Source organism: Edaphobacter aggregans DSM 19364, from assembly GCF_000745965.1.
In the GTDB taxonomy this organism is placed as follows: Bacteria; Acidobacteriota; Terriglobia; order Terriglobales; family Acidobacteriaceae; genus Edaphobacter; species Edaphobacter aggregans.
Genome location: NZ_JQKI01000050.1, coordinates 32,684 through 45,420, shown reverse-complemented (window position 1 = coordinate 45,420; position 12,737 = coordinate 32,684). Strand labels below are relative to the sequence as shown.

The following is a 12,737-nucleotide window of genomic DNA, read 5'->3' as shown; positions in this document are numbered from 1 at the left end:
AGGTTTCATCCACCCGCCAGGAACTCGAGCGGTAGCCTTGATACCAGCGAATGCGCTTCTCGAGCTCAGGCGCGTAGCGCTGCACCCACCGGAAGATCGTCGAGGCGTCGACCTCAACTCCGCGCTCCTGCATCATCTCCGCGAGGTCGCGATAGGTGATTCCGTACTGCAGTACCACCGCACGCAAACCAGGATGATCTCGACCGGAAAACGACGGCGCTTGAACACGGACATCTGCGGGCCTCCTGACTCGCCTCTCACCATACACGACGTCGGTTAATGCAACAGAGCCCAATGAAGGAGGGATTGGCTAAATTCGTGCTTTGTACTTCCACTCTTGCTCAGGGCGTCAATCTTCCCATCCGCTATCTGGTCATCTCCGGTACCTCTCAAGGTATGGAGAAAATTCGCACCAAGGATTTTCAGAACTTGGTGGGCAGAGCCGGAAGGGCTGGAATGCACACCGAAGGGACGATCATTTTTTCTGACCCAAAGTTGTTTGACGAGCGAGAAAAAGACAAACATAAACAACGTTGGACTGATGCGACTGATTTGCTCAACCCCAGCAATTCCGAAGCGACTGAAAGCTCTCTCTTGAAAGTCTTGTCGAGCTTCACTAACAACTAAAAAAATTACACTCTATCGACGAATGTTGCTTCCCTCCTTGAAGAGGCTCTGAAGGAACGGAAGAAAATCCTGAAATTGCTGACGCAAGCAGCAGAGACACACAAAAAGCATAAATTTACGGCTGTGTCGCTTCATAGCCAATTGCTTACGAAACTCGAACTCCTCGAGGCCCTCGAAAGTTATTTGATGTCGCACAGGGGTACCGAGTCTTTCGCCACCTTCCTCGTTGCGACTGTAGAACTTGCGAGATACGGCGTATCTGCAGATGAGGAGTGCTCCGTCCATGCTGACCCGAGTTGAAGACGAGACCAAGAGTCCGGGGCACCGGCTGAAATGTTGTTTTCAGAATTATATGGCGCATTATTTCAGAATTATTTGGCGTAGTGTCGGCGCGCCGCTGCAACACGAGCCAGACAGGCCACCCGACCAAGATGACTACAAAATCAGACACTTACCCCGTAATTTGAGCATCTCTCGCTCCTCGCAAGAGGCCGCTCCTCCTCCCCCGTCGCCCCTCTGGACTCTACGGATACGCCAAATACCTCTGAAACACTACGCCACATAGCGATCGAAGCTACAGTCCCTCCCAATCACGCTTATTGAAACGGTCGACGTAGAGATGCAAAAGCCGTGACAACTCTGGGCTCACTTCGCGGCGTGATGTCACGGGCCCAGACGAGGCAGCCAATTTCATTCGGCCCCGGTTGAGCGCGGCCTTGACGCCGCCGACGGTGGAGCTGACCAGTTCTGCGATCTCTTCGAGCGTGTAGTCAAATACATCTTTGAGCAGGACGCAGGCGCGTTCCATGGGAGGCAGACTGATCACCAGCTGTTCCACCGCTCGACCCACACCAAGAACAGGGGGATCGGCAGGCATTACGGACTCTGGACTCATGGCAGCAGTTTCGGCCTCGACCCGGACACCACGCCTGCGCAGAAAGCCGATGCATCGATTGTGCGCAATGCGGAACAGCCATGGAGCAAGAGGACGGCGGTCATCGTACTGGTCCAGCTTCCGATAAGCCTCGAATAACGCATCTTGAACAACATCCTCGCCATCCATCACCGATTCGGTCATGCGCGAGCAGTAGCGGTGCAGGCGAGGGCGTCGTTGAGTGATGGTCTCAAGGAAAGCGAGATAGCGAGCTTCGAAGGGGCCAGAGGCTTCCATGTCGTGTGGATTGTCCATATCTATCTCTACGCAGCGAATCGTCTTAAGGATACGTACAGAATCTTTGGATCACCACAGGCGCTTGAGGGCTCGTATCTCCGGGAAGACCCACCGGGCATTGAATGAAGATTTGCATCAGAACGGCCATTCCACGGGCAAAGCACATTGCATCACTCTCCAAATCTTCGAGGAAATCGAAACGCGGGATTCGTAAGGCTGGTTTCCGGGTGGGTGGTCGGCTACTCTTTCTCTGCCACCTTGTGGAAGGTTTACCCGTGATCGCCGCAATCCTGTGGGAACTCGCGGCGCTTGCCAGGTACTCCAGGGAATTCTCGCGAATACGATTCGAGCGAATATCAAGGTGTCCATCGAAAGTGAGCCAGCGCCAGGCTTCACTTACCAGCAAAAAAAACCGCAATTGTCGCCGCCAAGAACACGATCTGCAGGAGCATTCGAGGAAGCAACGATTCCACGGGCCGACTGCAATCGTTAGGCGCTGTCGAGCCGCATGGATGTTTGCCGGGAAGACTGCCAGTAGCATGATCGCCAATCCCAACGCGGCGTAAGGCGCCACCTTCGTCAGCATCAGGCCAATCGCCCCCAAAAATTCCACAACTCCAGTCACGGTGACCAGAGGGCGTTGCAGTTTCTTCTTCGTATTTCTCCTAAGACTAACGATTGTCTTTATTTTGTCTTTTACTTGGGACGCGCTTGACAGTCGTCTTTTTAAGGCTTTCTCATAGACAACATCGTCCTTGTTGTCGGTTGAAACTAAATACATTGCATGCGTCTACGACAGGTTTGTCCCGTTCAGGCTGACCCTTCGCATGACCTTGGAAGTTGCACCACTCTTTGAAGGAGAGCCAATGCCTAACCCCCTGTCCCTTGCATCCCGGCGTCTACGCCGCGTGTGCTTTACCGCCTCGCTGATGGCTTCGTCTATCTCGGCACTCGTGCCCGTGGCAGCCACCCTGCTGCAGCCAGCCCCAGCCGTGGCGCAGGCCGTCAATGCCCGTATCGAAGGCACTATCACCGACCCAACCGGTGCAGTGATTCCCAATGCGCACGTCACAATCCGTAACGTGGACACAAATGTCGTCGCCTTCGACGGCAAGACAGACGCCGCCGGCGTCTATCATGCACTCACCGTCCCCCCCGGCAAATACACCGTTACCGCCGAGGCCAACGGCTTCAGGAAGCAAGAGCAAGAAAACGTCAACGTCTCTCTCGCGCAGAACATCACTCTGGACTTCGCCATGATGCAGGGCAACGTCGATCAGGTCCTCACTGTCACCAGCGATGCCCAAGCTGTCCTCAATCAGTCCGACGCAACCATCTCCACTCTCGTTACCCCCAGCGCCATTCAGGACCTGCCGCTTCAGAACCGTAACATCACCCAAGTCTTTCTGCTGACTCCCGGCGTTGCACAGGGCGGCAATACCAACAGCCAGAACAATGCTCAACTCGTCTTCAACGGCGGCCGCGTCCTCGGAACCAATCCTCTCCTCGACGGCACCTCGGTCATCAACGCCTCCACAGGCCAGATCGACCAACTTCCCTCGCCTGATGCTTTGTCTGAGGTTAGGGTCATCACCACGTCACCGTCGGCAGAATATGGCCGCAGCTCGGGTGCCACCGCACTCTTCACCACCAAATCCGGTACGAATCAGTTCCACGGCGGTCTCTATACCCTACTTCGCAACGAAGATCTCGACGCGAACACCTGGGTAAACAAGCAGACCGGAACAGCACGTCCTAAGGATCGCTTTCTGCAGTACGGCGGCACCTTCGGCGGCCCGATCCTGATCCCGCATCTCTACAACGGCCGCAATCGCACCTTCTTCTTCTTTAATTACGACGTCACCCGGACCAAGTCGCCCGCCAACTCCACACAGACCATCCCAGGCATCGGCTCTAATCCCAATGTGACCTGCGGAGCTGGCTCCGGATTCCGCGGTGGAGATTTCGCTGCAGCCGCAGGCTTAGTCACGATCATCGATCCCAAGACTGGCCAGCCCTTTCCGAACAACATCATCCCCTGCAGCCGTATCGATCCCGCTGCAGCCAAGATCATGGCTTTGCTGCCCGCCCCAAATCAGGGCGGCAGTCTGGATAAAACCAACGCCCGCTTCACCAACAACTACTTCCAGCAGGACAACCTGTCGAGCGTTACACCGCTCTACACCGGCCGCTTCGATGAGAATATTGGCACTCGCCTGACTCTTTTCGGCAGCGTCAATCACTGGACTCCGAATAGTCCATCCCAGATAGTCTTCAATCCAACCCTCAATAACAACAAGCCCGCAGCTCCTACCTCGGGATGGGAAGCAGCCATTGGTGGAAATGAAGTCATCACCCCGACTCTCATCGTGCAGGGTCACTTCGGCTTCTACCGCACTGCCAGCACCTCGGAGTCCACAAGCCAGGGCATCAACAACGCCGACGCTCTCGGTATTCAGAGCACGCCCGCGGCGATCACTCCCACCTTCACGGTTAGTGGCTACTCCTCGCTTGGACCTCCCATCAACTCTCTGCTCGATCAGTCCACCCAGACCTTCAGCGAGTACCTCTCTGTCACTAAGATCCTCGGCCCTCACACCATCAAGGCCGGCGAGGAGAATCGCTGGAATCAGTTCAACCGTCTGGCACCTACCTCCTACAACAACGGCATGTTTAACTTCGACGGTACCATCTCCAACTCGACGCACGCTGGTGGCAGCGCTGTCGCTGCTCAGGCGGACTTCCTTCTCGGTGCCATCAAGAACACCAGCTACGAGCTGCCTCAGCCCGAGCAGGGCCGTCGCAACTACAACCTCTCCTTCTTCGCGCAGGACGATTGGAAGGCTCGCAACAACCTAACCTTGAACCTCGGGATCCGTCAGGAGTATGAGTCTCCTCTCACCGTCGCGCACAACATCTACAGCCGCTTCGATCCTTCGACTGGTGTTCTCCTCGTCGCCGGCAAGAACGCCTCACGTTCGCTTAACTTGCCGACTCCGTTATGGAACCTCAGCCCACACTTTGGATTTGCTTATACGCCAGCTCCCGGGACCGTTGTTCGCGGCGGATTCTCCATCGTCTACGGCCAGATATTCTCCAATCTCGGCAGCCAAGTAAATTCGCCCGGCTTTGACGTGGTGACAAACACGAATAACCTTGGCACCGGCATCGCCCAACCCTTTACTCTCTCTCAGGGCATTCCGTTGACCGGCGTGCAAAACCTCAACGATCCTGCTAGCAGCCTTGGAACCGGCACCACTCAGAACCCGATTCAGGCCGGAGGTCCTGAGTTCATCAGTGTCAGCAAGCTCAGCTCCAACCAGCAGGCCAACATCGGTATTCAGCAGGACCTTGGCCACTCTATCGTGCTTGAGGCCAATTACATCCATGCACACTCCATTCACCTGCCCGTCTCGTTGAGCCTCAATCAATCGAAGGTCATTGACGATCAGGGAAACATCAACACAGCCTTGGCGACGCAGATCGGCCTCACCAACACCACTACCTTCACGCAATCGCAGCTGCCCTTCCCCACCCTCACCAATATTTCCGGTCAGGGCAACTATGGCGGGGCCCACTATGACGCGCTCCAGGTCAGCGGACGCCGTCAGTTCTCCTCCAGCATCGCCTTCATTGCCAGCTACACCTGGTCGAAGAGCATTGACGACAGCAGCGGCATCTACAGCTTCTCGCAGCCCAGCGGTATCAACGGTATTGCGCCTTGGAACACAGCTTCCCGCCGTCGTTATGATGTTGGTCTTAGCTCGTTCGACCAACGCAACGCCGCCAACATCGCTGTTCAATACACCACACATGGCAACGTCTGGACGAAGGAATTCCGTATCAGCGCTATCTTCGTCGCACACTCGGGAATTCCCCAGACCATCACCGAGTCAGGGGCCAATGTTCCGGGCGCATCTTCGCAGCGTCCCAATGGCAACGCTTCCCTCATCAAGGAGAAAACTCGCGTTCACACCGGTAACGCCATTCAGTACTTCACTCCTCCAGGTGATTCGGCATTCCCCTTTACCGTTGCTGGCCCGTTCTACGCCACCCCAACCGGCGGCAAGCGTACCCAGTACGCCACTCCGGCCTTTGGTACTGCTGGCCGCAACACCACCTCTCAACCCGGCGAGCAGACGCTCAACATGGCAGCCTCCAGGACCTTCTCCATCAAAGAGGGGCTCAAGTTCCAGATCCGCGTCGATGCTCTCAACGTCCTGAACCACACAAACCTGCAGGGTGCCAACACCTCGCTGACGGTTACCAATGTAGGTACGGCAGCGGCCCCTGTGGCTGGCTTCTCCGCCGCCGGCTTCGGGCAGATCACCTCCGCGTGGCCTACCCGCCAGCTTCAGCTTCTCGGACGATTTAGCTTCTAGCCCGAGAGTTTATCCTCCGAGGCCGGCCCGCAAGAGCCGGCCTCTTTTTGCGCCGCGGTCGCTGCCCGGCAACCTCGACGTCACAAGGTCCTGATGTCCTTCCGGTACTGGAATGCCTGGTGTCGGTTTTCCTTTACCTGTAGAGGAGATCGGTTGAACCTAGGAAAGTTATGCAATTCCTAAACCTGTAGAAATTTTCCTTAGCCGGTAGAAAAATTTCTTGACCTGTAGAACACAACTTGGACTTCAACCTGACACTGTGGAGGCCAAGCGCATGCACGGCCGCGGCGGTCCTCGACAGGCTTTCTCTGCTCAAGTACTGCAATGCCCCATAGCTCGCACATCTACATTCGCCCGCCGGGCGAGAGCATCGTTTCACCACGCTCGATGATCTCAGCGAGACCTCGCTTGCGAGGCTCTCGGCCGACGGCTTCAATCCATGTGCTGTTGTCGAGACCAGCGCCGGCAATTTTCAAGCCTGGCTCAAGCATCCAAGAACGTTCTCGAAGCTCCTCGGAACCTTTGCCGCGCAGACATTGGCCGAGCGGTACGACGCAGACCCCAGCGCGGCGGACTGGAGGAGGTTTGGACGGCTTGCCGGCTTCACCAACTGCAAACCTAAATACAGAAAGTCTGACGGCCTCTTTCCTTTAGTACGCTTGCACAGCCACAGTGGACAACAGTAGCCGATGGCGGAAGCCTTCGAGCAAGAGATAACGACACTCTACGAGGCCCGCGAGCAGGAACGAGGCGAGGGCGTTTACAAAGTTCTCTTTCTCCCCCATGGGGACCGAGGTTGTCGAACCTATCCCTTGAGCGATTCCGAGGCTCGATCAAGTACTAGGACCAACCCCGCCGCCGCAGGACATTGCCTTCTGTGTCGCCGCTTTTGCCAATGGCATGACCGACGACCGGATCGAACGTGCCCTTGAAGACGACTATCTATCCCGCGATACCAGCCCTACAAAACGAGCTGCCTACATCCGAAGGACGATGGAGAAGGCGAGGAGATGGACCGGACGATGAGTATCGGTGCCGCACTTGCCCTTGTCATTTTTCCTCCTGCTTGTGAAATGACACTTCTAGTTTCTGAGCTGGCTTTTGCAACTCGCGCCATGAGAGAGATCGTTGAACAGGGCGGCTCCGTTCCGGTTTGCCTTTCTATCTGCGTTCAGCGTGCCGCGCTCAAAACACCCCCGCCCTTCGGACGCACGCTCTCCTTCCCAAAATCCGCTGCGCGCTTCTGCGAGGTGCGGACTCCTCCCCCCAGACAAGCTGTGGTCCCCTTCCGCAGATTTTGTTTAGTCGCCGAGGGAGTGGGTCGCGACGGCACACCCTCCGGGCAAGCATGTACCGCATCCAGCGGACAAACCAAAAGAAACGGAGCCAAACACCATGTTCAACAAAGTCCTAGAGCTCCTGGGGGTACACGAGGCCGATCGCAACTCGGGCATGATCGAGGATGCTCATCATCTGGCGCGACATGTCGTGTGTGATGATTGGGCTCTCTGTGCGGCTGCTGCGTAGGAGATCGCAAAAGTGACCAACTTCATAGTTGAAGCCGGTGGATTCAAAGGGCTCATCAAGTTCAACGGTGCGTCCATCGACGTACCGGATGGTCGCATGGACAGGGTTCCACCACTTGCTCGGGATCGCGACATTTCCTAATGGCCCGGCGAGCAAAGCGTCGCCCTCGCCGTGGAGCCCAAGACCGCAATAAAGCTGGGCCATCCCGTTGAGGTGCTTGGTTTGCAGTGTGGCAAACGTGTCGATGCCCGTTGGGCCTATTTGGCCGAAGGTCTGGACTCGTTCTACAGGGCCCAGCCAGTCGAGTGCGAGGAAGGCTTCATAGGGGCCAATGCCGAGGAGGCTGCCGCCACCCACATCCAGGTTGTAGATCGGATGATTCAGCGGGACATCGGCGATGGAGGACCCTGCACGGACGAAGGCAACTTGTCCGATTGGATCCTGCTCAAGATGTTCCCGGAGCCTGCGGTAAAAAGGGAAAAATGGAGGCTTCATTGCTTCCATGAAGAGCAGGCCCCGTATGCTCGCGGCTACCAACACCTCGTCCAGCTGTTGTCCATTCAACATGGACGGCTTCTCGCAGAGCACATGCTTCCCGGCTGCCAGGGCCGCTAGGGCGTAGGCATGATGACTGTCGGGGTGAGTGGCAATGTACACGGCGTCGACAGGGCGGCTCAACATCTTCTCGAGTGTGCAAGTGGTCGCTGCGCCGAAGTGCGCCGCAAAAGCCTCGGCCACCTCCCGCTTACGTGTCCATACAGAGGTGAGCTTTGCTCCAGTCACATACCTGAGTCCGGCCGCAAAGCGCGTTGCGGAATCGCCTCCGCCGATCACACCCCACGTCACCACTCCAGGCATCCCAGCCCCTATTCGCTGACTATTTCCCGGCACGTTTGTATTCTGTAGCATGCGGTCCGAACCAGTGCCCATCCACTCGAATTTACTCCAGCGTTGTTCCCCGAGAAATCGGAGTAGCAGAAGGTCCAAGCGAAGTTAGCCGCGCGAAGACCGACTCATTGCGAAGGGCAAAGGCGCGACGGAGGAGGTTTGGCCGCTGGGTGGGTATATGGCTATTTGGGTTCGGGGCGGTCGGTTTGCCAGATCTATTCGAGCGGCTGACGGCCAAGAACCTCTTGTCGGAGATGCCCACTATGCGCAAAGTGGCGTTCCCGGAAAAGTACACCCACGCCGCGATGGCGACGGCGCGCTTGTGCGTGGCCAACGCCCTCAATGGGGCGAACCGCCGGGCGCGGGACCTGGTGGTCCCCCACTGCACCTACCCGATCCCGAGGTGGCCACCGTCGGTTTGACCCCGATTCGAGCGACCGAGGAGGGCATCGCCCTGGAGACCCACCGCCTCGAACTTGCCAAAGTGGAGCGGGCCTTTATCGATGGTGAAGAAGAGGGGTTCGCAGCGCTCTACACCCGCAAATCGAGCGCCGAGATCGTCGGGACAGCGCAAAATTGACTCAATAAAATCAGCTACTTGCGAGATGAATATGGACAATCCGGATCACTGTCTGTTGTTTCTGTAAACCGTTTATTGTCAACGCGGATATTCTCTTAGGTACGCTGTGATCTGTTTTCTGAAGCGACCCCTTAACGGAGGTTTTCGGTTGGATGTGGCTACTACCCCATTAACTCATTCGGCAATAGGGCCGGTAAGGTTGGCCGGCTCTTCGAGGATATCGAGCAACGCTTGCGCGCAGTAAACGCGGTCGCGCTTGGCATCTGTCGCCCGCTTCAGAATCCCCACGCGTTCCAGCCGCCCGATTGCTCTCTGTGCCGTTGTGAAGGCGACACCGAGTTCGCCGGCGATGCCCGTGGCGGTAATGAAGGGATTGGCGGCCAGCAGATCGACGATCCGCAAGGGGGTATTGGTGGACTCGCCAGCGACCTGTCGTTGCCATTGGGCAAGAATTACGTTGATACGACTTGCACGGCTCAGCGCGTCTTGAGATGTACGAGCGACTCCGATCAGGAAGTATTCCAGCCAATCGTTCCAGGCTCCGCGCTCACTCACGCCTCGCAACCCCTCGTAGTAGTCGCGCCGTGTCGCTTCAAAGAACGCAGACAGGTACAACAGGGGAGCGGGCAGAATCTTTTGCTCGATCAGGAACAGCGTAATCAACAAGCGTCCCACCCGGCCATTGCCGTCCAGAAATGGATGTACAGCCTCAAATTGGTAGTGAGCTAGGGCAATCGTCACCAGGGGCGGCAGATCGGATTCGTAAAGGAACTTCTCCCAAGCCGCGAGACAGGGTTCGACTTCACCGGGCGGAGGTGGGATGAAGGAGGCGGTGGCCAACGTGCTCCCCGGCTTCCCAATCCAGTTCTGCGATCTTCTGAACTCGCCCGGTGTCGCCTGATCGCCTCTCACATCCGTCATGAGTTTGCCGTGCAGTTCCCGGATGAGACGGACGCATAGAGGCAGTTTGTTGAGCTGGGCCATTCCATGTTCCAGCGCAACAATATAGTTTCTGACCTCACGGAGATCTTCTGGGCTGCGATCCACGACGGCCCCTGCCTCAGCAGCCAGCAACTCACCCAAGGTGGCCTGAGTTCCTTCGATCTTGCTCGACAGGACAGCCTCTCGCCGGATGAAGGGGCGGATGAGGACGTGGGGATTCGGCAGTCGTCCACCTTCACCAGCCAGCCTGCCTATCAGACGATCCGCGTCGGAGAGCGCCCGGATGAGCCGGGGCGTCCAATCAAAGGCCGGAGGAAGAGGTGCCGGGATGAAGGCGCTGTAAGCGCCTTGTGAGACCTTCTGGCCGGGCAACTTGTTAGGCTCATTCATAGGTTTCAAGGGCGCGCAAATAGCACCGATTCACTATTAGCGTTATACAGGATAATCGAAAATAGCTGGCAGGGCTATTAGCGCGTCGATGACATAGGTTCCATCGCTGTCAAGTTCATCACCGTCGTCGAACCAAGTGCCACTAAAGAGATTCCTTAACCCAATTTTCGTTCCACTGCACCTCAGACCCCAAGTTGAAATCGAGGTTTTCTCCGCCCACAATTAGCTGAGCTGAGAAGCCCGCGATTCGGCTCGCCCTTTAGTACTAGCGTACGATTCTTGACGTTTGGTGACCCCACTACAGTCCCAGGTTGTCGTTCACGGCGATCTCGATGTCCTGCTCCGACCCGAGATAGCGCTCCGTGGTCTGGATCGACGAGTGCCCGAGCAGGAATTAAATCTGCTCGAGATCGCCGCCGTTCTTCCGGCACAGCTTGGCGCAGGTCCGACGCAGGTCGTGAGCGCCGAAGTGTTCGATCCCGATCTGCTTGGATGACTGTTCAACTACCGACCAGACCGCCCAGTCGCTCAGCGTGTCACCGTTGATCTTCCCGCTCTTCGAGACCGATCGCGACCGTGCGGATACGCCGGCCCTTTCCCTCCAGGTCGGCCAGGACCCAGCGCCCCTCCCTTTGCTGGACGATCTCGACCTCGAGCTCGGCCAGCTCGTTCCGCCGCAGGGCGCAGCCGACCAGAAGCGCAAGGATGACATAGTCGCGCTTCCCTTTCAGGGTAGAGCGATCAGGAACGGCCAGCAGTTCTTTGGCCTGCTCCCGAGTCAGCCAGTTGCCCAGCCGGGTTCCCCTCTGCCGGAGGTTGGGGATGTCGGTCAGGCTGGCCGCCTCCTCCTGGTCGATCATCCCGGCGCGGCGGGCCTCGCCCACCAGCTTGCGCACCGCCGAGAGCCGGACATTAATAGTCGAGGGAGATAAGGATTCCATGCCCGCCCGCCACGCCATTAATAAGGACCGGGAGAGAGGCCGGCTGGCACAGAAGGCGAAGAGGTCATCGAGGGCCTTGGCGTAGTTGGGGTTTGAGGCGCAGTGGAACGGAAAACCGGGTTAAGGTCTGTAGGTTTGACCGATACCGGCGCTTACAGCGATGTGGTGTTCGGGTCTGTTTCGCCTGCTCGGCTATCGATTTAGCCCGCGTCTGGCCGATGTCGGCGGTACACTCTTCTGGCGGATCGATCCGAAAGCTGACTACGGTCTGCTCAATCCCCTCTCGGCACCCCATCAACTTGCAGAAGATAGCTCCACACTGGGACGACATGCTCCGTCTGGCCGACTCGCTCAAGCTGGGCCGGGTGCCCGCCACCGGTATCATGCGTACACTTCAGGCAGGAGATCGGCCTACCCGGCTGGCACAAGCAATCGCCGAGTACGGTCGCATCGACAAGACGCTGCACACGCTGACCTACATCGACGACGAAGCCAAGCGTAGGGCTACGCTCACCCAACTCAACCGGGGCGAGGGTCGCCACAGCGTCGGCCGTGCCGTCTTCCACGGCAAGCGCGGCGAGCTGCGCCAGCACTACCGCGAAGGACAAGAAGATCAGTTAGGAGTGAGTTTTCGGCAAGCCTGCGTACTCAAAAACCTGGACTAATTCTTGGCGGCTTTGCCGGGACTGAGCGTGGGTGAGAGCATCCGGTTGACGTCGTCCACTGAAAAGGCCTGGGGATCGAAGTCATCGCTCATCCATTCGCTGATTTCTTCGTGGCGTTCATGTCCGGGGTCAGCGATGGCCCCGATAAGGTCGTAGTATCCGGGGATGCCTCCGCAGTCTTCCGGCGGACACGCGAGCTTTCCATCGATGCAGGTTGGGTACCTGAGATCGGGAAGGAGTGGAAGTATCTTCTCCAAGACGACGGCGTGTTCCCAGTTATCGCCGAAATCGTAGGTGTAGATGAGCTTGGCGCTCGATCTCCACAGCACCTTGGAGAGTCTAATGGTGCGCTCGTCTTCTACATAGGACGAACCCATGCCTAGATCCTCAGGGTCGGGTGTCCCGAAGTGTCGGTCGCCGGCGCGGAATTCGTGCATATGTCCTCCTGCCCAGCCCATCGCAGTTTGCAGTACATCGTGTAACTGCGCCAGAGTCAGAGACGAGGGTACAAGCAGGCGGCGCCAGATCGGTGGTTTGGTGCCCCGCAGAGTGACCTTGATCTGATAAATATGCTGCGGACTTGCGGACTTCTTCGTTGCCATTTCAGCCCTTTAATTTCACGAT

General features: G+C 57.4%; 11 protein-coding genes and 3 pseudogenes. 7 read left to right on the top strand and 7 right to left on the bottom strand.

Translation table 11 applies throughout. The features are described 5' to 3' along the window. Positions 1-234, bottom strand: a pseudogene (locus tag Q363_RS18530) (IS6 family transposase); the annotation flags it as partial. 72 nt (positions 235-306) lie between these two features. Here Q363_RS18530 and Q363_RS18525 point away from each other — a divergent pair. Beyond that, complete coding sequence (locus tag Q363_RS18525; protein ID WP_211256243.1) at positions 307-627, top strand: hypothetical protein; 321 nt, start codon at positions 307-309, stop codon at positions 625-627. A gap of 574 nt (positions 628-1,201) precedes the next feature. Here Q363_RS18525 and Q363_RS18515 read toward each other — a convergent pair. Both Q363_RS18515 and Q363_RS36305 read right to left on the bottom strand, forming a co-directional pair. Continuing rightward, complete coding sequence (locus tag Q363_RS18515; protein ID WP_035353179.1) at positions 1,202-1,816, bottom strand: RNA polymerase sigma factor; 615 nt, start codon at positions 1,814-1,816, stop codon at positions 1,202-1,204. 25 nt (positions 1,817-1,841) lie between these two features. Next, positions 1,842-2,579 (bottom strand): DoxX family protein, encoded by a 738-nt coding sequence (locus Q363_RS36305; protein WP_051978971.1) that lies wholly within the window; start codon positions 2,577-2,579, stop codon positions 1,842-1,844. Positions 2,580-2,664: 85 nt separating this feature from the next. Here Q363_RS36305 and Q363_RS18505 point away from each other — a divergent pair, with 85 nt between their 5' ends. Beyond that, positions 2,665-6,180 carry a TonB-dependent receptor gene (locus Q363_RS18505; protein ID WP_051978970.1) on the top strand — a complete coding sequence of 1,172 codons (3,516 nt, stop codon included), beginning with the start codon at positions 2,665-2,667 and terminating at the stop codon, positions 6,178-6,180. A 413-nt stretch (positions 6,181-6,593) separates the two neighbouring features. Beyond that, positions 6,594-6,866: pseudogene (locus tag Q363_RS44310) on the top strand (DNA-primase RepB domain-containing protein); the annotation flags it as partial. 724 nt (positions 6,867-7,590) lie between these two features. On the opposite strand, the gene Q363_RS18500 reads toward Q363_RS44310, so the two are convergent. Further along, a complete protein-coding gene (locus Q363_RS18500; RefSeq protein WP_245632310.1) occupies positions 7,591-8,637 on the bottom strand; it encodes a Gfo/Idh/MocA family protein in 1,047 nt (348 codons plus the stop codon). Between the two features lie 164 nt (positions 8,638-8,801). Between Q363_RS18500 and Q363_RS42105 the strand changes: the two genes are divergently transcribed. Both Q363_RS42105 and Q363_RS42100 read left to right on the top strand, forming a co-directional pair. After that, positions 8,802-9,017, top strand: coding sequence for a hypothetical protein (locus Q363_RS42105; RefSeq protein WP_169747036.1), 216 nt, complete (start codon positions 8,802-8,804; stop codon positions 9,015-9,017). Beyond that, positions 8,999-9,175 (top strand): hypothetical protein, encoded by a 177-nt coding sequence (locus tag Q363_RS42100; RefSeq protein ID WP_169747035.1) that lies wholly within the window; start codon positions 8,999-9,001, stop codon positions 9,173-9,175. The genes Q363_RS42105 and Q363_RS42100 overlap by 19 nt, the downstream gene beginning before the upstream one ends. Before the next feature lie 174 nt (positions 9,176-9,349). Here the strand turns inward: Q363_RS42100 and Q363_RS18490 are convergent, their stop codons facing one another. Then, on the bottom strand, positions 9,350-10,507 hold the full coding sequence (locus tag Q363_RS18490) for a Fic family protein (RefSeq protein ID WP_035353146.1): 1,158 nt from the start codon (positions 10,505-10,507) through the stop codon (positions 9,350-9,352). A 286-nt stretch (positions 10,508-10,793) separates the two neighbouring features. Between Q363_RS18490 and Q363_RS44305 the strand changes: the two genes are divergently transcribed. Beyond that, positions 10,794-11,003 (top strand): hypothetical protein, encoded by a 210-nt coding sequence (locus Q363_RS44305; protein WP_245632309.1) that lies wholly within the window; start codon positions 10,794-10,796, stop codon positions 11,001-11,003. A 40-nt stretch (positions 11,004-11,043) separates the two neighbouring features. Here Q363_RS44305 and Q363_RS44300 read toward each other — a convergent pair whose 3' ends face one another. Further along, positions 11,044-11,448, bottom strand: coding sequence for a tyrosine-type recombinase/integrase (locus Q363_RS44300; protein ID WP_051978969.1), 405 nt, complete (start codon positions 11,446-11,448; stop codon positions 11,044-11,046). Positions 11,449-11,583: 135 nt separating this feature from the next. Between Q363_RS44300 and Q363_RS18480 the strand changes: the two are divergent. After that, positions 11,584-12,068: pseudogene (locus Q363_RS18480) on the top strand (Tn3 family transposase); the annotation flags it as partial. A 41-nt stretch (positions 12,069-12,109) separates the two neighbouring features. Here Q363_RS18480 and Q363_RS18475 read toward each other — a convergent pair. Next, entirely contained in the window at positions 12,110-12,715 is a 606-nt protein-coding gene (locus tag Q363_RS18475; protein ID WP_035353140.1) for a plasmid pRiA4b ORF-3 family protein, read from the bottom strand. Positions 12,716-12,737 lie beyond the last annotated feature (22 nt).